This window comes from Mycobacterium sp. (genome assembly GCF_004298145.1).
Taxonomy (GTDB): domain Bacteria; phylum Actinomycetota; class Actinomycetes; order Mycobacteriales; family Mycobacteriaceae; genus Mycobacterium.
The window spans coordinates 19,390-40,451 of sequence record NZ_SCRH01000007.1 but is presented as its reverse complement, the minus strand read 5'-3'; the positions used below and the strand labels follow the sequence as shown (position 1 = coordinate 40,451).

Below are 21,062 nucleotides of genomic sequence, written 5' to 3'. Positions count from 1 at the left end.
CTCGTCGTCACCGGTCTAGGCTTCTTCCGGTGCGGTACTTCTACGACACCGAATTCATCGAGGACGGCCGCACCATCGAACTGATCTCGATCGGGGTGGCCGCCGAAGACGGCCGCGAATACTACGCGGTGTCCACGGAATTCGATCCCGAGCGCGCCGGGCCGTGGGTGCGCGCCAACGTGCTGCCCAAGTTGCCGCCCCCGGCGTCGCAGTTGTGGCGCTCACGCAGGCGGATCCGCGAGGACCTGGCCGAATTCTTCGGCCTAAATTCAGGCAACGCGGCCGCTGAGCCGATCGAACTGTGGGCGTGGGTGGCGGCCTACGACCACGTGGCCTTGTGCCAGCTGTGGGGCCCGATGCCCGACCTGCCGCGCGACATACCCCGTTTCACCCGGGAGCTGCGGCAACTGTGGGAAGACCGGGGCAGCCCGCGGATGCCGCCGCGGTCGCCCGATGCCCACGACGCGCTGGTCGACGCCCGCGATCAGCTCCGCCGATTCCGGTTGATCACATCCGCAGACTGAACCGTAGAGCCCGGATGAACGGCGTTCGCGCTGATCAGCCGGGACCAACGGCGCCCGCGCCCCGGTTACGATGGACCGATGAACTGGACCGTCGACATACCGATCGATCAGCTGCCGCCGCTGCCGCCGCTGCCGACCGATCTGCGGGCGCGGTTGGACGCGGCTCTGTCCAAGCCGGCCGCCCAGCAGCCCAGCTGGCCGGCCGATCAGGCGTCGGCGATGCGCACGGTCCTGGAGAGCGTGCCGCCGGTGACGGTGCCGTCGGAAATCGTCCGGCTGCAAGAGCAGCTGGCCCAGGTGGCCAGGGGTGAGGCGTTCCTGCTGCAGGGCGGCGACTGTGCGGAGACGTTCACCGAGAACACCGAACCCCATATCCGCGGCAATGTGCGCACCCTGCTGCAGATGGCGGTCGTGCTGACCTACGGCTCGAGCATGCCGGTGGTCAAGGTGGCCCGCATCGCGGGGCAGTACGCGAAACCGCGATCGGCCGACGTCGACGCGCTGGGGCTGAAGTCCTACCGCGGCGACATGATCAACGGCTTCGCCCCGGACGCCGCGGTGCGCGAGCATGACCCGTCAAGGTTGGTGCGCGCCTACGCCAATGCCAGCGCGGCGATGAATTTGGTTCGGGCGCTGACGTCTTCGGGATTGGCCTCGCTGCATCTGGTCCACGACTGGAACCGCGAATTCGTCCGGACCTCGCCGGCCGGCGCCCGCTATGAGGCGCTGGCCACCGAGATCGACCGCGGTCTGCGTTTCATGAGCGCCTGCGGTGTGGCGGATCGCAACCTGCAGACCGCCGAAATCTACGCCAGCCATGAGGCTTTGGTGCTCGACTACGAGCGGTCGATGCTGCGCCTGTCCGAGAGCGAGGGCGGCGAACCTCAGCTGTATGACCTGTCGGCGCACACCGTGTGGATCGGTGAGCGGACCCGCCAGCTCGACGGCGCGCACGTCGCCTTCGCGGAGGTGATCGCCAACCCGATCGGCGTCAAGGTCGGCCCGACGATCACCCCGGAGCTGGCCGTCGAATACGTCGAGCGGCTCGACCCGCACAACAAGCCCGGCCGGCTGACATTGGTGAGCAGGATGGGCAACAACAAGGTGCGCGACCTGCTGCCACCGATCGTGGAGAAGGTCCAGGCCGCCGGCCACCAGGTGATCTGGCAGTGCGATCCCATGCACGGCAACACCCACGAGTCATCCAACGGCTACAAGACTCGGCACTTCGACCGGGTTGTCGACGAAGTGCAGGGTTTCTTCGAGGTGCACCGCGCGCTGGGCACCCATCCCGGTGGCATCCACGTCGAGATCACCGGGGAGAACGTCACCGAGTGTCTTGGTGGGGCGCAAGACATCTCGGACACCGACTTGGTTGGCCGCTACGAGACCGCGTGCGACCCGCGGCTGAACACCCAGCAGTCGCTGGAGTTGGCCTTCCTCGTCGCCGAGATGCTGCGCGACTAGGCTTCACCCTCCGGCGAGCGTGCGTGTTGGTACGACGACACGCCGTCGCCGACGTACAAATGTGAAGGCTCGCGGAAAGAAAGACCTACAGCAGTCCGTTGAGGTTGCTTCCGATGGTCCACGCCGCGGTCGCGACCAACCCGGTGAGCGCCAGCACCAGCGCCACCCACACCAGCACCATCCGCCGGTTGTGCTGGCGGGTCCACACGAATTCACTGATCGGGATACCGGCGAATTCGCCTGTGACGGGCCCATATTCGTAGTCACCGTCATCGTCGTCGCCGTCGTCGGGTTCGGCGTCGACCGACACCGGACGCTGCGGCTCCGGCCAATCCTCGGGGCCCCGGGTCAGTTGGCGGGTGGGGTGGCGCACCGGGGGCGGCCCGGGTTGTTGCGCGGTGGGCGGGCGCTGGCTCGTCCGGCTGTGGTGGAGCGCGGCCGACCGGTGCTGCGCGGAGTTGCGCGGCGCCGGCACCCGAAAGTCCGGCAGCGCAAGCTCGTCGGCGATCGCGTCGAGATTGGCGGCCATCTCGGTGGCGTCGGCGTACCGCTCGTCCGGGTCGCGGGCCGTCGCGCGCTCCACGAACTGATCGAACTGCGCGGGCACACCGTCGATGACCGCACCGGGTGCCGGCACGTCGGTGTCCAGCCGCTGGTAGGCGATTGACAACGCCGAGTCACCGGTGAAGGGGGTGCGCCCGGTCAGCATCTCGTAGGCGAGGATGCCCGCGGAGTAGACGTCGCTGCGCGGGCTGGCGTCGCCGTCGCGCACCTGTTCGGGTGACAGATACGCGGCGGTGCCCAAAATGACGCTGGTAGAGGTGATTCCGGCGGCCGCCACCGCGCGCACCAACCCGAAGTCGGCGATCTTCACCTCGCCGTCGTCGGAGATCAGCACGTTCTCCGGCTTGACGTCGCGATGCACCAGGCCGGCGCGGTGCGCGGCGGCCAAGCCGCCGAGCACCGGACGCAGCACCGCCGCCACGGCATAAGGCGGCATGGGTCCACGCTCGCCCAGCAACTCGCGCAGGGTCCCGCCCTCGACGAGCTCCATCACCAGAAACGGATGCCGCGCGTCGGAGCCCTGGTCGTAGACCGCCACCAGCCCGGGATCTTTGAGCCGGGCAACGGTGCGGGCCTCGCGTTGGAACCGGATCAGGAACTGTTCGTCGCCGGCATAGCGAGAATCCATCACCTTCACGGCGACGGGACGGTCGAGCCGGGTGTCGAGACCGCGGTACACCGTTGAGGTGCCGCCGCTGGCGATCTTCGACTGGATCAGGTAGCGGCCGTCGAGCAATGTGTTGTCCAACGGGTCCACTGTCCCGGCTTCGGCCCGCTGCCGACGCGGGCCGGCCCGGCCGGGTGGATGAGCTTGGGCCACGGGGCCATCGTAGGTGCGACGGTGTGATTGGGCGGAAGAACACGGGTTCAAGGCGCGTATCAAGGCTTACACTTGCGCGGATGAGCAGTATTCCTGCCGGCGACGATGTGCTAGATCCCGACGAGCCGATCTATGACCTGCCGCGGGTCGCCGAATTGCTCGGGGTCTCGGTTACCAAGGTGCACCAACAACTCCGGGAGGGCCATCTGGTTGCGGTCCGGCGCGGTGAGGGTGTGGTGGTGCCGCAGGTGTTCTTCACCCAATCCGGCGAGGTGGTCAAAAGCCTGCCGGGATTGTTGACGATCCTGCACGACGGCGGCTATCACGACACCGAGATCGTGCGCTGGTTGTTCACCCGGGACCCGTCGCTGACGGTCACGCGCGACGGCAGCCGGGATGCCATCAGCAATGCGCGTCCCGTCGATGCGCTGCATGCCCACCAGGCCCGGGAAGTGGTGCGCCGGGCACAGGCGATGGCCTGCTGAACCCCGCCGCCTATCCGGCGGTGACCTCGGCCCGCTCGGCAGGTGGCCCAGGAACCCGGCGCAGCGTGTGCCACGCGATCAACGCGCAGACGGTGGCGAGCGAGAAATGTAGCCACGAGTACATGCCATGCGAGCCATCGGGTTTGAAGATCACCATCACCCAGGTCGACACGCCGCCGATGATCGCCACCGCCCGTCGTGACTGGGCCAGGGGGGCCACGACCGCCAGCGGCCACGAGTAGTACCAGGGCAAAGCGGCCGGGACGAACAGCACCACGATCAGCATCGAGTACGCGATGCCGGTGAGCGCGCCCTTGTCGTCACGACGGAACCGCCACCACAACACCGGCAGCGAGACCGCGATGATCGCGATGCCGAGCAGCCGGGTGATTCGAAGGATCGGATAGAAGCTCACCGGAAACAACCCGCTGCCGATCGCGTGGATAAGGTTGGCCGCCGCGGTCGGCACGGTCAGCCAGTTGATGATCTTCACCGATCCGGCCAGCGCGGTCAGCCACCCCAGGCCCACGCCGGCCACCGCGGACAGGATCGCGAATACCACCGCGAAGACCAGCAGCGACGTCGCCGTGGCCGCGAGAAGCGCTCGCGCGGGCCGATATCCCCGTCGGTCGCGCAGGTCTCGTGCCCACCCCCACACCAGAAAGGGCAGCGCGATGCCGGCGGTGGCTTTGACCGCGATGGCGACGGTGATCAGCGCGGTGCCCGTGACGTGGCGGCCGCCGAACGCCAGCGCGATACCGGCGGCCATCAGACCCACCATCAGCATCTCGTTGTGCACCCCGCCCATCAGATGGATGAGCACCAGCGGGTTGAGCACACAGATCCACAGCGCCGTCGAGGGGTCAGCGCCCAGATGACGCGCCAATCGAGGGGTCGCCCAGATCAACAGCGCCAGACCGGGCAGCATGCATAACCGGAGCAACATCGTGCCCGCCACCACGTTGTTGCCGACGATGACGGTGATGAGCTTTGCGACCAGAATGAACGCCGGGCCATAGGGTGCGGTCGTGATCGACCAGATGGGACTGACGTTGTCCAGCAGGATGTTTGGATTGGCGACCGGGCCCACCGCGTAGGGATCCAGGCCGTCGCGCAGCAAGGCGCCCTGCGCCAGATACGAATAGGTGTCCCGGCTGAAGACGGGTACCGAGATCAGCAGCGGCGCCAGCCAGAAGCCGGTGGTGGCCTTCATGATGAACTCGGTGGCCTCGCCGGCCAGCACGCGGCGGCCCAGGCCCAGCCAGGCGATCAGCATGAGACCGACGCCGGTCCACAACACGATTGACGACAGCACCAGGCCGTGACCAAACCGCAGCCAGGACATGTGAATTGACTCGAGCAGCGGGTCGTGCTGGCGGGTGCTGCCCGCTCCCAGCCCGCCCAGGGTGATCAGCACCGAGCCCAGTAAGCCGAGTTTCGCCGGGCGGGATTCGCCCGCGGCCACGAATACCCTCAGTCGCGAAAGCCATTCGCCGTGATCGGGTTTGGCTGTCGGCGAGTCGTCGGCCGGGGTGTCGGTCGGAGTCGTCATCGGTTCAGGCGGACCGGTTCGTGGCCAGCTTGGCCAATTCGGACAGCCCCGCTTTGGCCGCGGTGTTGATGGGTGCGGCGGCCAGCGTGGCAAGCGCCCGCCCCGTCAGCGTGGCGATCCGTTGTTCGGCTGCGGCCAGGGCGCCCACCGACTCGATGACGTCGCGCAGCTGATCCACTTGGGTGTCGGTCAGCTGGGCTCCGATCGAGCTCCGTAACAGGTTGGCCGCCACCGGGTCTGACTTCTCCGCCAGCTCAACGGCCTCGGCCAGCAGCACGGTGCGCTTGCCGGATCGCAGGTCATCCCCGGACGGCTTACCGGTCACCGCGGGGTCACCGAAGACGCCCAGGACGTCGTCGCGTAGCTGAAACGCCACCCCGAGATCCGTCCCGAACTGGCTGAAGGAATCGTGGACGTCGGGTCTGTCGGCGGCGGCGGCCACCCCGAGTTGCAGCGGCCGCGCCACGGTGTAGCAGGCGGTTTTGAAGGTGTCGACGTTCATCGCCGACGCGATCGACGCGGCGGCGCTGGCCTCGGCGACGATGTCGAGGTACTGCCCGCCGAGCACCTCGGTGCGGATGTCGGCCCACACCCGGCGGACCCGCCGCTGGGCCTGCGGAGCCAAGTCGACGCCGAAGACGATGTCGTCGGCCCAGGCCAGGGCGAGGTCACCGAGCAGGATGGCGGCCGACATGCCGAACCGTTCCGGTGAGCCTTGCCAGCTCCGGTCGCGGTGCAGCGTCGCGAACTGGACGTGAGTGGTCGGCCGGCCCCGCCGGGTGGAGGAGTCGTCGATCACGTCGTCGTGCACCAGCGCGCAGGCATGTAGCAGCTCGAGCGCGGAAAACAGCAGCAGCACTTGGTCATCGGGAGCGTCGGTGGCCACCGCACGCCAGCCCCAATAGGCGAAGGCGGGCCGTAGCCGCTTGCCGCCGCCCAGCACGAAATCTTCCAGCGCGGCGACCAGGCCGCTGTAGTCGTCACCGATGTAGGCGGTCTCGGCGCGCCGCGCCTGTAGATACCGCCGCAATTGTTCGGTGATGGCGCCGGTCAACTCGACGGTTGCCGCTGCTGCTGTGGCTCCTGAGCTCAGCGCGGCGCCCCTTTCTGCTCGGCTGGCTGGGTGTTCCAGGCCCGACCAGTGTATTCGTCGCGCCGCCCGGGGTGCGTTCCGCGTGGCGTCGCGGCGTGCACCCAGTTGCTTCGACTGCCTCACTAACCCGCCCCTATGCTTGCGGGTGCGCTGGGGATCGCGCGGATACTGCGCGGCCACAAGACGCCCCAGGCCAATAGCCGTTGGACGGAGAGAAGCCGCGTGACCCTCAACACCATTGCGCTCGAGCTGGTGCCGCCCAACGCCGACGAAGGTCGGGAGCGGGCACTCGAAGAGGCGCAGAAAGTGGTGCGGCATTCGGCCGAGTCCGGTCTGGACGGCCTGATCCGGCACGTGATGATCCCCGGGATCATCGCCGAGGACGACGACCGGCCGGTCCCGATGAAACCCAAGCTGGATGTGCTCGACTTCTGGTCGGTCGTCAAGCCGGAACTGACCGGGATCAAGGGCTTGTGCACGCAGGTCACCGCCTTCATGGACGAGCCGTCGCTGCGCGCGCGGCTGACCGAGTTGTCCACGGCCGGAATGGAAGGCGTGGTGTTCGTCGGCGTGCCGCGCACGATGAACGACGGCGAGGGCTCGGGCGTCGCGCCGACAGACGCCCTGTCGATCTATCGCGAGCTGGTGACCAACCGCGGCGTGATCCTGATTCCGACCCGGGACGGCGAACAGGGCCGGTTCAACTTCAAGTGCGACCGGGGCGCCACCTACGGCATGACTCAGCTGTTGTATTCCGACGCGATCGTGGGTTTCCTGCGTGAGTTCGCCCGGGAAACCGATCACCGGCCCGAGATCCTGCTGTCCTTCGGCTTCGTGCCGAAGATGGAAGGCCGGGTCGGGCTGATCAACTGGCTCATCCAGGACCCGGGCAATGCCGCGGTGGCCGGCGAGCAGGAGTTCGTCCAAAACCTCGCTGCCAGCGAGCCGGCGCAGAAGCGCCAGCTGATGGTCGACCTTTACAAGCGCGTCATCGACGGGGTGGCCGACCTCGGCTTCCCGCTGAGCATCCACCTCGAGGCGACCTACGGGATTTCGGGTCCGGCGTTCCAGACCTTCGCGGAGATGCTCGCGTACTGGTCACCCGCCCGGCAGGGCTAGACGATGCGCGGCTAGGTGGGCGGCGGTTGGTCGCGCGGTGCGGTGAGCCGCGGTGACCGGTCCCGGCCGGCCCAGGCCAACAGCCCCACCACGGCGGCGGCGGCGAAGGACGCGATGCCCAGCCACACCACGGCGCCGGTGAAGGAACGGGTGTTGGGGTCGGTGTAGCGGGCCTGGGCGGTCATGGCGCTCACCACACCCGGCTTGAGCTTCCACGACACCACCTCGGGCTCGACCCGGTCGCCGTTGGTGGAGGTCACTACGCCCGGAAAGGCGACCGTCAGCTCGACGTCCGCCTCGGAATCGGTGAGCGACGTCAAATCCGCCCGGCCCTCCAGGATCACCAGGTTGCCGTTGCGCCGCAGCGACAGGTTGACCCCGGAGGCGTCGGAGTTCATGTTGGCCAGCTGGGGCAGCTCGGCGAACGTCAGATCGGAGAACACCGCCTGGGAGCCGACGTAACCGTCGCTGTCGTAGGTCGACACCGCCACCTTCTGGCTGAACGGCAGGTTGTTGCTGTCCAGCTGCGGGCCGGTGTCCTTGGGGGTCTTGGGTTTCGCGGCGGCGACGATCTCTCCGGACACCAGGTCGTCGGGGGAGATGGTGAGCGACGCCCGTACCCGCAGGCATCCGGTGGCCAGCGGCACCAGCAGCAGCAACATGGCGATGGCCACCAGGCGGCGCCGCCGGGTCCCGGGGGCTCGAAAGGCTCGGCCGGCGGACGGGGGAGAGCTGGCGCGCACCAGGTCATCGTGCCAGATCCGATGTGCCACTCAAATAAGTGACACGTCGGAGCGGGGTCGTCCGATGTGCGCCGAGTTCCGCGGTGTCACAGCGGTAATTCGCGGCCCAGGATCGCAAACGCCCGCGGGTCGCCGGCGAAGTGGTAGCTGCGGATGACGTCGGTGAAGCCCAGGCGCCGGTACAGTCGCCAGGCGCGGTTGGGCTCGCCATTGATTTCCGGCGTCGACAGCAGCACATTCTTTTCGGCGCGACCCGCCAGCAGGCGCCGAGCCAACGCCTCGCCGAGACCGCGGCCCTGGGCGCGGGGATGGATGTGCAGTTCGGTCAACTCGAAATAGCTGTTCATCAGCCGGGCGATCTCCTGGGGCGGCGAGCCGCCACGCTGCATGCCCAGCACGACCTGCTGCTGCCACCACTGCCCGGGCGCGCCGGGGTAGCCGTAGGCGACGCCGAGCAGCGGGGCGCTGGTCAAATGTTCCGGCGAGGGCATCTGTGCGCCGTCGTCGTCGGCTACCTCGATTTCGACGACGCCGGCCCCTTGCCAGCCACGTCGACGGACGTGTTCCAGCCACATCGCGGCCCGCTGGTGCTCGGTGCCCCGCGGGTAGCGCATCGCATCGACATACACCGTCAGGGCGTCGGTGAGGCGACGCTCCATATCGTGGGGGAGCAGATCGATGAGGAATATCGCCAATTCGCGGTTCCTCCTCATCCGGTAATCAGACTCATGCGGTGTTTCGGCGTTCTGTGGTCCGCGGGGACCAGGCTGCTTTTCACCATTATCGGACCCCCACGCGGCGAAGCGACGAGCGGTCGTGGCACCGAACGGACGGACCGGCCCGGTTCGGGAAGCCGGTTGTAGCGCACGGGCGTTCCGGTCTGGCGCGATGCCGGGATTAAGCCGGGATAGAATCGGCGCTGAACCAGTGGTATGGGGCAGATTGACCTCGTATCATTCAATTAGTTGCCCGCGCAAAGGGCATCCGCGTGTACCGATAGTCACGTGCCAAACCGTCGGCAAGGAGGGACGAATGCCACTCTCCGATCATGAGCAGCGGATGCTCGATCAGATCGAGAGCGCTCTCTACGCCGAAGATCCGAAATTCGCGTCAAGCGTCCGGGGCGGAGGGTTTCGCGCCCCTACGGCCCGTCGGCGTCTGCAGGGCGTGGCGCTGTTCGTTGTCGGTCTGGCGATGCTGGTTTCGGGAGTGGCCTTCAAGGCCACCTGGATCGGTGGCAGTGTCCCCATTCTCAGCATTTTCGGGTTCATCGTCATGTTTGGCGGGGTGGTGTTCGGTATCACCGGTCCGCGGTTGTCGGGCAGGCCAGACCATTCCGGATCGGCACCCGGCTCGCCGCGCCAGCGCCGCAACAAAGGTGGCGGTTCGTTCACCAGTCGCATGGAGGATCGGTTCCGCCGCCGCTTCGACAACTAGCGCCGACCTACACGCGCGGGGTAGCCAACGGGCTGCCCCGTTTTGCTTTCCTCGCTCGGCTCCAGGCCTCCCGGGCCCGCACGGCTGTCGTCGTCGCAGGCCCAGCCATCTGGCTGAGGCGAGCGCAACCGTCGATGCCGTTCTGCGGCTCAATCGAGCCCTAATCGAGGCGTAGGGCGACAGCTAAGCCCCACTGGGCCCCACCCGATTGCCCCACTACGCCCCACGGGCGGTGTTTTCCCTGATAGATGCGCTGGTTCGGCGGCCCTGGATGACGCCCAGAAAAGAGCCCGACACGCCTCTCGTGCGGCGTTGACGGCCGTGTGACGACGGATAACCCGGGAAACACCACGGCGACGTTCAATAAATGGGGCAGAGTGGGGGGTTGTGGGGTATGGTGGCTGCAGTGTTTGGGTGACCTCGAACAGGAGGTGAGCTGGTGTTTCTTGGCACCTACACGCCCAAACTCGACGACAAGGGGCGGCTGACGTTGCCCGCCAAGTTCCGTGACGCGCTGGCAGGGGGGTTGATGGTCACCAAAAGTCAGGACCACAGCCTCGCCGTCTACCCGCGGGCCGAATTCGAACAACTGGCCCGCCGGGCCAGCAAGGCCTCGCGGAGCAACCCTGACGCCAGGGCTTTCCTGCGCAACCTCGCCGCCGGCACCGACGAGCAGCATCCTGACGCCCAGGGGCGCATCACGTTGTCGGCCGACCACCGTCGTTACGCCAGCCTGTCCAAGGACTGCGTGGTGATCGGTGCGGTCGACTACCTCGAGATCTGGGATGCGCACGCCTGGCAGGACTACCAGCAGACACACGAAGAGAACTTCTCCGCGGCCAGCGATGAAGCACTCGGCGACATCATCTGAGGCGCATGCCCGTGCAGCGTGGCCTCTGCCCGAACCGACCCTGGCGTACTTCCCCAACGCCAGGTTCGTGCCATCGGGCAGGGACCTCGATGCAGGGGCACCACACCGGTCCGGCCCGAACGGTCCGGGAACGGTTCCGCGCCGGCACGCTCGGGCGGTACAGACCCGCAGCGGCGCGCGGGCCGCTCTCGTGGGGGCCCTCGCGGCCGGCGGGCACCGGCAGATCCGGGGAGGCGTTGCGGTGGCTGACAATTCGGATTTCGGGCACGTGCCCGTCCTGCTGGAGCGCTGCGTCGCGCTGCTCACGCCCGCACTGACCCGCCACCATCCGGACGGGAGGGGGGCGACCCTGGTCGATGCGACCGTCGGCGCGGGAGGGCACGCGGAGCGGTTCTTGACCGAACTGCCGGGTCTGCGGCTGATCGGGCTCGACCGCGATCCCAGCGCCCTGGACATCACCCGAACGCGGTTGGCGCGATTTTCCGACCGGGTCACACTGGTGCACACCCGCTACGACGGCCTCGCCGCGGCGCTGGCCGAATCCGGGTATGCCGCAACCGAATCGGTCGACGGAATGCTGTTCGACCTCGGTGTGTCGTCCATGCAGCTGGATCGCGCCGAACGGGGTTTCGCCTACGCCCAGGACGCACCGCTGGACATGCGGATGGATCCCGAAGCACCGCTGACCGCGGCCGACATCCTCAACACCTACGACGAGGCGGAGCTGGCGAACATCTTGCACCGCTACGGCGAGGAGCGGTTCGCGCGGCGCATCGCCGCGCACGTGGTGCGCCGGCGTGCCCGGGAGCCGTTCACGTCGACCACGGACTTGGTGGCCCTGCTCTACGAAGCGATTCCGGCCGCGGCCCGGCGCACCGGCGGACATCCGGCCAAGCGCACCTTCCAGGCGCTGCGGGTCGCGGTCAACGACGAACTGGATTCGCTGCGCGCCGCACTTCCGGACGCGTTGGACGCGCTTGCCGTCGGCGGGCGCATCGTGGTGCTGGCCTACCAATCGCTGGAAGACCGGATCGTCAAGCGGCTGTTCGCCCAGGCGGTCGCTTCCCGCACCCCGATGGATCTGCCGGTCGAACTCCCCGGCCACCAGCCGCGATTCCGGGCTCTGACGCAGGGTGCCGGACGCGCCGACGCTACCGAGATCGAACGCAACCCGCGCAGCGCCGCGGTGCGATTACGGGCTCTGCAACGAATGGAATCACAGCAGGCTACCGGGAAAGGCGATTGATGAAGGCGGACCGCGAGGCGTCGGAACGACGCGGGGGCACCGACCGCCGGGGCGCGCGCGACGGTTCCGCCCGACGGAGCAGGCGCCCGGCGCCGGACTCCGGCGCGCCGCGGCGCGGCCGCGGCGCCAGGACCTCGGCGCCCACCCGCGAAACCCGCGCGCCCAAGGCCGGACCGCAGACCAGCCCCGTCGCCCGGCCGGCCGAGCGGTCGGCCCGGCCCAAGAACACCAGCCAGGCCAAGGCGCGAGCCAAGGCCCGGAAAGCCAAAGCGCCCAAGGTTGTTCGCCCTCGGCTGACCGAGCGTCTGGCCGCCCGACTGGCATCGATCGACCTGCGCCCGCGGACCCTCGCGAGCAAGGTCCCATTCGTCGTGTTGGTCATCGGTGCGCTGGGCGTGGGGCTCGGGCTCACGCTGTGGTTGTCCACCGATTCCGCCGAGCGGTCCTACAAGTTGAGCCACGCCCGGGAGCGGACCCGGTTGCTGCAGCAACAGAAGGAAGCGCTGGAGCGCGATGTACGCCAGGCCGAAGCCGCGCCGGCGCTGGCGGAGGCCGCCCGCAAGCAGGGCATGATCCCCACCAGGGATACCGCGCACCTGGTCCAGGACCCGTCCGGGAGCTGGGTGGTCGTCGGCACCCCCAAGCCGGCTGACGGTGTTCCGCCCCCACCGCTGAACAACAAGCTCCCCGACGAGGCGCCGCAGCCCCCGAAGCCGGCGGCACCCGCCGCGGAGGTCCCGATGCGGATCGAACCGGTCCCCGGCGGCCCCGCCCCGGCCAGGTCCGGGCCCGAAGCGCTGCTGCGCGCACCCGACGGTGCCTCGACGGTGGGCGGTCAGCACTTCCCGCCGGCAGTTCCCCCGGTGCCCGGCGCGCCTGGGGCGCCCGGGGTGCCCGCTGCCGGTACGCTGCCCGGCATGCCAGGCGGGCCCGTTACCGGTGTGCTGCCCGGCATGCCCGGTGGGCCGGCGACCGGTGCGCTGCCGACGCCGGGCCTGCCGATACCGGCGAGACCGGCCGCCCCTCCGGTACCCGCCGAGGTCCCGATTCCCTTGGGCGGCCTGCCCATTCCGGCCCCTGCTCAAATGCCCGCGCCCCTGCCGCCGGAGGTTCCGGTCCCGCTGCAGCTGGGCCGCCCGGCCGCCCGGCCGATCGTCCCCGCCGCTCCGGCGCCCGCCCCGATACCGCAACCGGGTACCGGCGCCCTGCCCGGGCCCGCCGCTGCGCCGCCAGGTACTCCGAGGTGAGCCGCGGTGACTCCCCGCGGACACGCCGGTCGCAGGCGGCACGCCCGACGCGTGGTCCCCGTAAGGATTTGGAGGGCAACGGTGTTCGGCAATCCAAGCGCCGCGTCAAGCCTCCAGTCGAACAGGGTCACGACGTTCGGGAACCGAAGCGATTCCGGAAAGCCAAGCAGCCCAAGGATGTCCGCATAGCACAGCGGCCCGAGCCGGTGGGATCCGGTCACTCGACACGGGAGCGGCGCACCCGTCAGGTTGCGCAATTGGCCAGCCGCGGCGGGTCGTTCGTTTTCCGGCATCGCGCCGGCAACGTGGTCATCCTGGTGATGATGCTGGTGGCCGCCGCCCAGCTGTTCGTCCTGCAGGTGACCAAGGCCCCGACGCTGCGCGCCCAGGCCGCCGGGCAACTCAAGGTCACCGATGTGGAAAAGGCGGTGCGCGGTAGCATCATCGACCGCCGCAAGGATCAACTGGCCTTCACCATCGAATCGCGTGCGCTGACGTTTCAGCCGAAACGTATTCACAAGCAGCTGGAGGAGGCCAGGGCCAAGAATTCGGCGGCCCCTGACCCGCAGCAGCGGTTGCGGGATATCGCCAAGGATGTCTCGGGCCGCCTGGGCAACAAGCCCGACTCGGCGACCCTTTTGAAGAAGCTGCAAAGCGACGAGAATTTCGTCTATCTGGCTCGCGCCGTCGATCCCGCTGTCGCCAGCGCGATCTCGGACAAATTCCCCGAGGTCGGTTCCGAACGCCAAGATCTGCGCCAATATCCGGGCGGATCGTTGGCCGCCAACATCGTGGGCGGCATCGACTGGGACGGTCACGGGCTGCTGGGGCTGGAAGAGGCCATGGACTCGGTGCTGTCCGGAACCGACGGCTCGCTCACCTATGACCGCGGATCCGACGGTGTGGTCATCCCCGGCAGTTACCGCAACCGGCATCGGGCGGTCAACGGCTCGATGGTGCAGCTGACCCTCGATGACGACATCCAGTTCTATGTGCAGCAGCAGGTTCAGCAGGCCAAGAACGTGTCTGGCGCGCATAACGTTTCGGCCGTGGTGCTCGATGCGAAGACCGGCGAAGTGCTGGCCATGGCCAATGACAACACCTTTGACCCCGCCCAGGACATCGGCCGTCAGGGCGACAAACAGCTGGGCAACCTGGCGGTGTCCTCGCCGTTCGAGCCCGGCTCGGTGAACAAGGTGATCACCGCGTCCTCGGTCATCGAGTACGGCCTGTCCAATCCCGACGAGGTGCTGCAGGTCCCCGGTTCGATCCAGATGGGTGGGGTCTCCATCCACGACGCGTGGGACCACGGCGTGATGCCCTATACCACCACGGGCGTCTTCGGAAAGTCCTCCAACGTCGGCACTTTGATGCTCGCGCAGCGGGTTGGCCCGGAACGTTTCTACGACATGGTCCGCAAATTCGGCCTCGGGCAACGCACCAACGTGGGCCTGCCCGGTGAGAGCGCCGGGCTGGTACCGCCGATTGACCAATGGTCGGGCAGCACCTTCTCCAATCTACCTATCGGCCAAGGCCTTTCGATGACGCTGCTGCAGATGACCGGCATGTACCAGGCGATCGCCAACGACGGGGTGCGGATCCCGCCGCGGATCCTCAAGGCCACAATCGCGCCCGACGGCACCCGCACCGAAGAACCGCGCCCGGACGGCGTGCGGGTGGTTTCGGCGCAGACGGCTCAGACCGTGCGCAACATGCTGCGTGCCGTCGTGCAACACGACCCGATGGGCTACCAGCAGGGCACCGGTCCCGCCGCCGCGGTGACTGGCTACCAGATGGCCGGCAAGACCGGTACCGCGCAGCAGATCAACCCCGCCTGCGGCTGCTACTTCGACAACGTCTACTGGATCACGTTCGCCGGCATGGCCACCGTCGACAACCCCCGCTATGTCATCGGCATCATGATGGACAACCCGGAGCGCAACGCGGACGGCACGCCGGGCCACTCGGCGGCCCCGCTGTTCCACAACATCGCCGGCTGGCTCATGCAGCGCGAGAACGTGCCGCTGTCGCCGGACCCGGGCCCGCCGCTGACGCTGCAGGCCACCTAGCGGGTCGCCGCCAGACAGGCAGAGCAGCGCCGAACCCCGTCGCGTCGATCGCCACCTGCCGCGGCGCGCGGATCGCCTCATGGCCGGGCGCGGCTCGGTAGGGTGTCATGGCCGATCATGAGGATCATGCGGTGCCGGAGGGAGGTGTGACGGAAGTGGTGTCGATGCCCACCGGGTTGCGCCCCAGCGCCGCCGCGGGCGCGCGCCTGCCCGCCCTGGCCGCCCAGGCGGGGGCAGCGCTGGCCGGCGCTGCGGGCCAGCGCTCCGATGTCCCCGACGTGCCGGTCACCGGCGTGACGCTGCGGGCCCAGGACGTAATGCCCGGTGATTTGTTCGCCGCACTGGCCGGTTCGACCACCCACGGGGCCCGGTACGCCGCCCAGGCGATCGAGGGCGGCGCGGTCGCCGTCCTCACCGATGCCGCCGGGGTTGCCGAGATGGAGGCTCTGGCCCGGACCGTGCCGACGCTGGTGCACCCCGACCCCCGCGGCGCGCTCGGCGGGCTGGCCGCCACGGTGTACGGAAATCCGTCGGAGCGGGTGACGGTCGTGGGAATCACCGGCACGTCCGGCAAGACCACCACGACCTATCTGGTCGAGTCCGCTCTGCGCGCCGCCGGCCGCACGGCCGGGCTGATCGGCACGATCGGCATCCGCATCGACGGCGCGGACATTCCCAGCGCGCTGACCACCCCGGAGGCCCCCGCCCTGCAGGCGATGCTGGCGGCGATGGCCGAGCAAGGGGTGGACACCGTCGTCATGGAGGTCTCCAGCCACGCGCTGGCACTGGGCCGCGTGGACGGAACCGGATTCGCCGTCGCCGGTTTCACCAACCTGTCCCGCGACCACCTCGACTTTCACCCGACGATGGCCGACTACTTCGAGGCCAAGGCGTTGCTCTTCGACCCGGATTCCCCGCTGCGGGCCCGCCGCGTCGTGGTCTGCGTCGACGACGAGGCCGGTCGCGCGATGGCGACCCGGGCCGGCGACGCGATCACCGTCAGCGCCGAGGGCCAACCCGCGCACTGGCGCGCCATTGACGTGGCCCCGATGGGCGCCGGGGGACAACGATTCACCGTCGTGGACCCCACCGGTGCGCGACACCAGCTCGGCGTTGGGCTGCCCGGCCATTACAACGTCGCCAATTGCCTTGTGGCACTGGCTGTCCTGGATGCAGTGGGGGTGTCTCCGGACCAGGCGTCGGCGGGTCTGCTGCAGGCCCGTGTGCCGGGGCGGATGGAGGAAATCGACGCCGGCCAGGATTTTCTGGCGCTGGTCGACTACGCGCACAAACCCGGCGCGTTGCGCGCGGTGCTGACCACCCTGGCGCGTCCGGATCGCCGGCTGGCGGTGGTGTTCGGCGCCGGCGGCGAGCGCGACCCGGGCAAGCGGGCACCGATGGGCGCGACCGCGGCCGAGCTGGCCGATCTGGTCGTCGTCACCGACGACAATCCGCGCGGTGAGAACCCGGCGTCGATTCGCCGCAAAATCCTGGACGGGGCGGCCGAAAGTGGCTGTGCGGCAGACATTGTCGAAATCGCCGACCGGCGCGACGCGATCAGGCACGCCGTCGCCTGGGCGGGCCCGGACGACGTGGTGCTGATCGCCGGCAAGGGTCATGAAACCGGCCAGCGCGCCGGCGGGCACACCCGCCCCTTCGACGACCGGGTGGAGCTGGCCCAGGCGCTGCGCGAGGCCATGCGGCCGCGAGGGACGCAGCGATGATCGACCTGACCGTCGCCCAGATCGCCGACATCGTCGGTGGCACCCTGTCCGACATCTCTGCGCAGGACGCCGCGCAACGCCACGTCACCGGGACGGTGGAATTCGACTCGCGCGCCGTCGGACCCGGCGGGCTGTTCCTGGCGCTGCCCGGAGCGCGCACCGATGGGCACGACCATGCGGGCGCCGCGCTGGCCGCCGGTGCGGCCGCCGTCCTGGCGGCGCGGCCGGTGGGGGTGCCCGCCATCGTGGTCCCCCCGCAACCGCCGGCGGCGCACCTCGACCGCGGGTTGGCCGGGGTGCTCGAGCACGACACCGACGGGTCCGGGGCGGCGGTGCTCGCGGCGCTGGCCAAACTGGCCAAGGCGGTGGCCGCCGAACTGGTGGCGGGCGGGCTGAGGATCGTCGGGATCACCGGGTCATCCGGGAAGACCTCGACCAAGGATCTGGTGGCCGCCGTGCTGGACCCGCTGGGCGAGGTCGTGGCCCCGCCCGGGTCGTTCAACAACGAGCTGGGGCATCCGTGGACGGTGCTGCGCGCGACGCCGGACACCGACTACCTGGTCCTCGAGATGTCGGCGCGCCACCCCGGCAATATCGCGGCGCTGGCCGACATCGCCCCGCCGGCGATCGGGGTGGTCCTCAACGTCGGCACCGCGCACCTGGGCGAATTCGGCTCGCGTGACGCCATCGCACAAACGAAATCCGAGCTGCCACAATCTGTTCCAACCTCCGGGGTGGTGATCCTCAACGTCGACGACCCGGCGGTGGCGGCAATGGCCGACGTGACCACGGCCCGGGTGGTGCGGGTCAGCCGCGCCGAGAACACCGACGCGGGCGCCAGCCGGCTGTGGGCCGGGCCGGTGTCGCTCGACGAGTTGGCCAGGCCGTGCTTCACGCTGCATCACCGCGACGCCTCCGGGACCAGGCAGGCGCAGGTGCGGCTCGGCGTCTACGGCGATCACCAGGTCGCCAACGCGCTGTGTGCCGCCGCGGTCGCGCTGGAATGCGGCGCCGACATCGAACAGGTGGCGACCGCACTCGCCGGCGCCGCCCCGGTGTCGCGGCACCGGATGCAGGTCACCACCCGCGCCGACGGCGTCACCGTGATCGACGACGCCTACAACGCCAACCCCGATTCCATGCGAGCCGGGCTGCAGGCCCTGGCCTGGATCGCCCACGGCGGCGGCGAATCGGGCACGCAACCCCGGCGCAGCTGGGCGGTGCTCGGCGAGATGGCCGAACTCGGTGAGGACGCGATAGCCGAGCATGATCGCATCGGCCGGCTGGCCGTGCGCTTAGATGTGTCTCGACTCGTTGTCGTGGGAAGTGGGAGGTCGATGAGCGCCATGCACCACGGAGCGGTCATGGAGGGATCGTGGGGCTCGGCCGATAAGGGGGCCCTCAACGTGGCGGACCGCGACGCCGCCCTGGCGTTGCTGCGGGCCGAGGTGCAGCCCGGCGACGTGGTCCTGGTCAAGGCTTCCAACGCGGCCGGCCTGGGCGTGCTGGCCGACGCGCTGGCCTCGGAAGACTCAGCGGCCGCAGAGGACGGCGGGGCCCGCCCATGAGACAGATCCTCATCGCAGTCGCCGTCGCACTGACCGTGTCGATCCTGTTGACCCCGGCGCTGATTCGGTTGTTCACCAGGCAGGGATTCGGCCACCACACCCGCGACGACGGCCCGCCGACCCACCACGCCAAACGCGGCACGCCGTCGATGGGCGGCGTGGCGATCCTGGCCGGGATCTGGGCCGGGTATCTGGGGACACACCTGGCCGGACTGGCCTTCGACGGTGAGGGCGCCTCCGCGTCGGGTCTGCTGGTGCTCGGCTTGGCCACCGTGCTCGGTGGCGTCGGCTTTCTCGATGACGTGATCAAGATCCGCAGGTCGCGCAATCTCGGGCTGAACAAGACCGCCAAGATGGTCGGGCAGGTCACCGCCGCGGTGCTGTTCGGTGTGCTGGTGCTGCAGTTCCGCAACGCCAACGGCCTCACGCCGGCCAGCGCGGACCTGTCCTACGTGCGGGAGATCGCCACCGTCGCCCTGGCTCCGGCACTGTTCGTGTTGTTCTGCGTGGTCGTCGTCAGCGCCTGGTCCAACGCGGTCAACTTCACCGACGGCCTGGACGGGCTCGCCGCGGGCAGCATGGCGATGGTCACGGCGGCCTACGTGCTGATCACGTTCTGGCAGTACCGCAACGCGTGCGTCACCGCGCCCGGGCTGGGCTGCTACAACGTGCGCGATCCGCTGGACCTGGCGATCGTCGCCGCCGCCACCGCGGGCGCCTGCATCGGCTTTTTGTGGTGGAACGCCGCGCCCGCCAAGATTTTCATGGGCGACACCGGATCGCTGGCGTTGGGCGGCATCATCGCGGGCATCTCGGTCACCAGCCGCACCGAGATCCTCGCCGTTGTGCTGGGGTCGCTGTTCGTCGCCGAGGTCAGCTCAGTTGTGTTGCAAATCTTGACTTTTCGTACCACCGGGCGCCGGGTGTTCCGGATGGCGCCCTTCCATCACCACTTCGAATTGGCCGGCTGGGCCGAGACCACGGTCATCATCCGTTTCTGGTTGCTCACCGCGATCGCCTGCGGCCTGGGGGTGGCCCTTTTCTACGGTGAGTGGCTGGCCGCGATCGGTGCCTGATGAGCGGTCTTGACCCCTTGGCGCTGGGCGCATCGGTGCTGGTGGCCGGCGGGGGGGTGACCGGCAAAGCGGTGCTGGCGGCCCTGACCCGATTCGGCGCGGTGCCGACCCTGTGCGACGACGACCCGGCCACCTTGCGCGGATACGCCGAGGCGGGGACGGCGACGGCGCCGACATCGACGGCCGCCGAGCAGATTTCGCGCTACGCCCTGGTGGTGACCAGTCCGGGCTTCTCGCCGGCCACGCCGCTGCTTCGCGCCGCGTCGGCCGCGGGCGTGCCCGTCTGGGGTGACGTGGAGCTGGCCTGGCGGCTGGACGCCGCGGGTCACTATGGACCGGCGCACCGCTGGCTGGTGGTGACCGGGACGAACGGCAAGACGACGACGACGTCGATGCTGCACGCCATGCTGAGGGCCGCGGGCCGGCGAAGCCTGTTGTGCGGCAACATCGGCAGCCCGGTGCTCGACGTGCTCGGCGAACCCGCCGAGCTGCTGGCCGTCGAGCTGTCCAGCTTCCAGTTGCACTGGGCGCCCTCGCTGCGGCCCGAGGGCGGCGCGGTGCTCAACATCGCCGAAGACCACCTCGACTGGCACGGCACTCTGGCCGACTACGCCGCGGCCAAGGCGCGGGTGCTCGACGGCCGGGTGGCGGTGGTCGGGCTGGACGACCGCCGGGCCGCGGCGCTGCTGACCACCGCGCAGGCGCCGGTGCAGGTGGGCTTTCGGCTGGGCGAGCCGGCTGCCGGGGAGCTCGGCGTGCGCGACGGCCATCTGATCGACCGCGCCTTCGCCGACGACCTGACGCTGCTACCGGTCGAATCGATACCGGTGCCCGGCCCCGTCGGCGTGCTCGACGCCCTGGCCGCCGCGGCGCTGGCGCGCAGCGTCGAGGTGCCGGCCGAGGCGATCGCGTCCGCGATCGCGGCCTTCCAGGTGGGCCGGCACCGGGCCGAGGTCGTGGCCGTCGCCGGCGGCGTCACCTACGTCGACGACTCCAAGGCCACCAATCCCCACGCCGCCGAGGCGTCCGTGCTGGCCTACCCCCGGGTCGTCTGGATCGCCGGCGGTCTGCTGAAGGGCGCATCGGTCGACGCCGAGGTCGCCAGGATCGCATCCCGGCTGGTCGGGGTGGTGCTCATCGGCCGAGATCGGCACAAGGTTGCAGAGGCGTTATCGCGACACGCACCGGATGTCCCCGTCGTGCATGTTGTGACAGGCGAGGATGCTGGTATGGATGCGACTGCTGTGGTTTCTGGTGCGGATGTGACAGAAGTGAAACATTTGGCCGGGGATCTCGGCACTGCGGTCATGAACGCGGCGTTGGCCGCGGCTCGTGGCCTGGCCAAGGCCGGTGACACGGTCCTGCTGGCACCGGCGGGCGCATCGTTCGACCAATTCGCCGGTTACGCCGACCGTGGCGACGCGTTCGCGGCCGCCGTGCGCGCGACGATCCGTTAG

Annotated in this window: 18 protein-coding genes; 13 read left to right on the top strand and 5 right to left on the bottom strand. The window is 69.2% G+C overall.

What is annotated here, in order from left to right; translation table 11 throughout:
* Window positions 1–29 precede the first annotated feature (29 nt).
* On the top strand, window positions 30–524 hold the full coding sequence (locus tag EPN51_RS02620; RefSeq protein WP_293036056.1) for a polyadenylate-specific 3'-exoribonuclease AS: 495 nt from the start codon (window positions 30–32) through the stop codon (window positions 522–524).
* Between the two features lie 78 nt (window positions 525–602).
* On the top strand, window positions 603–1,991 hold the full coding sequence (locus EPN51_RS02615) for a class II 3-deoxy-7-phosphoheptulonate synthase (RefSeq protein WP_293036054.1): 1,389 nt from the start codon (window positions 603–605) through the stop codon (window positions 1,989–1,991).
* A gap of 85 nt (window positions 1,992–2,076) precedes the next feature.
* Here EPN51_RS02615 and EPN51_RS02610 read toward each other — a convergent pair whose 3' ends face one another.
* Window positions 2,077–3,375: a protein kinase gene (locus EPN51_RS02610; RefSeq protein WP_293036052.1), complete on the bottom strand. Its 1,299-nt coding sequence runs from the start codon at window positions 3,373–3,375 to the stop codon at window positions 2,077–2,079.
* Window positions 3,376–3,455: 80 nt separating this feature from the next.
* Between EPN51_RS02610 and EPN51_RS02605 the strand changes: the two genes are divergently transcribed.
* The gene (locus tag EPN51_RS02605) at window positions 3,456–3,860 is read left to right on the top strand and encodes an Rv2175c family DNA-binding protein (RefSeq protein ID WP_293036049.1); all 405 of its coding nucleotides are present in this window, start codon (window positions 3,456–3,458) and stop codon (window positions 3,858–3,860) included.
* Between the two features lie 10 nt (window positions 3,861–3,870).
* On the opposite strand, the gene EPN51_RS02600 is transcribed toward EPN51_RS02605, so the two are convergent.
* Both EPN51_RS02600 and idsA2 read right to left on the bottom strand, forming a co-directional pair.
* The gene (locus EPN51_RS02600) at window positions 3,871–5,412 is read right to left on the bottom strand and encodes an alpha-(1->6)-mannopyranosyltransferase A (RefSeq protein ID WP_293036047.1); all 1,542 of its coding nucleotides are present in this window, start codon (window positions 5,410–5,412) and stop codon (window positions 3,871–3,873) included.
* A gap of 4 nt (window positions 5,413–5,416) precedes the next feature.
* Entirely contained in the window at window positions 5,417–6,466 is a 1,050-nt protein-coding gene (idsA2, locus tag EPN51_RS02595; protein WP_293036044.1) for a bifunctional (2E,6E)-farnesyl/geranyl diphosphate synthase, read from the bottom strand.
* Between the two features lie 261 nt (window positions 6,467–6,727).
* Here idsA2 and EPN51_RS02590 point away from each other — a divergent pair, with 261 nt between their 5' ends.
* Complete coding sequence (locus EPN51_RS02590; RefSeq protein WP_293036041.1) at window positions 6,728–7,624, top strand: mycobacterial-type methylenetetrahydrofolate reductase; 897 nt, start codon at window positions 6,728–6,730, stop codon at window positions 7,622–7,624.
* A gap of 11 nt (window positions 7,625–7,635) precedes the next feature.
* Here the strand turns inward: EPN51_RS02590 and EPN51_RS02585 are convergent, their stop codons facing one another.
* Together EPN51_RS02585 and EPN51_RS02580 are read right to left on the bottom strand one after the other, a co-directional pair.
* Window positions 7,636–8,286: a DUF3153 domain-containing protein gene (locus EPN51_RS02585; RefSeq protein ID WP_293036263.1), complete on the bottom strand. Its 651-nt coding sequence runs from the start codon at window positions 8,284–8,286 to the stop codon at window positions 7,636–7,638.
* A 167-nt stretch (window positions 8,287–8,453) separates the two neighbouring features.
* Window positions 8,454–9,062 (bottom strand): N-acetyltransferase, encoded by a 609-nt coding sequence (locus EPN51_RS02580; RefSeq protein WP_293036261.1) that lies wholly within the window; start codon window positions 9,060–9,062, stop codon window positions 8,454–8,456.
* 337 nt (window positions 9,063–9,399) lie between these two features.
* Between EPN51_RS02580 and EPN51_RS02575 the strand changes: the two genes are divergently transcribed.
* From EPN51_RS02575 to murD, 9 genes are all read left to right on the top strand, one after another.
* Entirely contained in the window at window positions 9,400–9,804 is a 405-nt protein-coding gene (locus EPN51_RS02575; RefSeq protein ID WP_293036039.1) for a DUF3040 domain-containing protein, read from the top strand.
* Between the two features lie 439 nt (window positions 9,805–10,243).
* Entirely contained in the window at window positions 10,244–10,675 is a 432-nt protein-coding gene (gene mraZ / locus EPN51_RS02570) for a division/cell wall cluster transcriptional repressor MraZ (protein WP_293036037.1), read from the top strand.
* Window positions 10,650–11,921 carry a 16S rRNA (cytosine(1402)-N(4))-methyltransferase RsmH gene (rsmH, locus tag EPN51_RS02565; RefSeq protein WP_293036035.1) on the top strand — a complete coding sequence of 424 codons (1,272 nt, stop codon included), beginning with the start codon at window positions 10,650–10,652 and terminating at the stop codon, window positions 11,919–11,921. The genes mraZ and rsmH overlap by 26 nt, the downstream gene beginning before the upstream one ends.
* Window positions 11,921–13,168 carry a hypothetical protein gene (locus EPN51_RS02560; RefSeq protein ID WP_293036033.1) on the top strand — a complete coding sequence of 416 codons (1,248 nt, stop codon included), beginning with the start codon at window positions 11,921–11,923 and terminating at the stop codon, window positions 13,166–13,168. The genes rsmH and EPN51_RS02560 overlap by 1 nt, the downstream gene beginning before the upstream one ends.
* Before the next feature lie 185 nt (window positions 13,169–13,353).
* Window positions 13,354–15,237 carry a penicillin-binding protein 2 gene (locus tag EPN51_RS02555; RefSeq protein WP_293036258.1) on the top strand — a complete coding sequence of 628 codons (1,884 nt, stop codon included), beginning with the start codon at window positions 13,354–13,356 and terminating at the stop codon, window positions 15,235–15,237.
* A gap of 107 nt (window positions 15,238–15,344) precedes the next feature.
* Window positions 15,345–16,961 (top strand): UDP-N-acetylmuramoyl-L-alanyl-D-glutamate--2,6-diaminopimelate ligase, encoded by a 1,617-nt coding sequence (locus EPN51_RS02550; RefSeq protein WP_293036031.1) that lies wholly within the window; start codon window positions 15,345–15,347, stop codon window positions 16,959–16,961.
* Window positions 16,958–18,529 (top strand): UDP-N-acetylmuramoyl-tripeptide--D-alanyl-D-alanine ligase, encoded by a 1,572-nt coding sequence (gene murF, locus EPN51_RS02545; RefSeq protein ID WP_293036029.1) that lies wholly within the window; start codon window positions 16,958–16,960, stop codon window positions 18,527–18,529. The genes EPN51_RS02550 and murF overlap by 4 nt, the downstream gene beginning before the upstream one ends.
* Window positions 18,526–19,605 (top strand): phospho-N-acetylmuramoyl-pentapeptide-transferase, encoded by a 1,080-nt coding sequence (mraY, locus tag EPN51_RS02540; protein WP_293036027.1) that lies wholly within the window; start codon window positions 18,526–18,528, stop codon window positions 19,603–19,605. The genes murF and mraY overlap by 4 nt, the downstream gene beginning before the upstream one ends.
* Window positions 19,605–21,062, top strand: a complete 1,458-nt coding sequence (gene murD / locus EPN51_RS02535; protein ID WP_293036025.1) for a UDP-N-acetylmuramoyl-L-alanine--D-glutamate ligase — start codon at window positions 19,605–19,607, stop codon at window positions 21,060–21,062. Before mraY ends, murD begins: the two co-directional genes overlap by 1 nt.

Excerpts from the sequence above, each read along its gene's own strand:
- EPN51_RS02615 (WP_293036054.1), top strand. The coding sequence starts at position 603 with ATGAACTGGACCGTCGACATACCGATCGATCAGCTGCCGCCGCTGCCG.
- EPN51_RS02605 (WP_293036049.1), top strand. The coding sequence starts at position 3,456 with ATGAGCAGTATTCCTGCCGGCGACGATGTGCTAGATCCCGACGAGCCG.
- EPN51_RS02600 (WP_293036047.1), bottom strand. The coding sequence starts at position 5,412 with ATGACGACTCCGACCGACACCCCGGCCGACGACTCGCCGACAGCCAAA.
- EPN51_RS02585 (WP_293036263.1), bottom strand. The coding sequence starts at position 8,286 with ATGTTGCTGCTGCTGGTGCCGCTGGCCACCGGATGCCTGCGGGTACGG.
- EPN51_RS02575 (WP_293036039.1), top strand. The coding sequence starts at position 9,400 with ATGCCACTCTCCGATCATGAGCAGCGGATGCTCGATCAGATCGAGAGC.
- rsmH (WP_293036035.1), top strand. The coding sequence starts at position 10,650 with ATGAAGCACTCGGCGACATCATCTGAGGCGCATGCCCGTGCAGCGTGG.
- EPN51_RS02560 (WP_293036033.1), top strand. The coding sequence starts at position 11,921 with ATGAAGGCGGACCGCGAGGCGTCGGAACGACGCGGGGGCACCGACCGC.
- EPN51_RS02550 (WP_293036031.1), top strand. The coding sequence starts at position 15,345 with ATGGCCGATCATGAGGATCATGCGGTGCCGGAGGGAGGTGTGACGGAA.
- murF (WP_293036029.1), top strand. The coding sequence starts at position 16,958 with ATGATCGACCTGACCGTCGCCCAGATCGCCGACATCGTCGGTGGCACC.
- mraY (WP_293036027.1), top strand. The coding sequence starts at position 18,526 with ATGAGACAGATCCTCATCGCAGTCGCCGTCGCACTGACCGTGTCGATC.
- murD (WP_293036025.1), top strand. The coding sequence starts at position 19,605 with ATGAGCGGTCTTGACCCCTTGGCGCTGGGCGCATCGGTGCTGGTGGCC.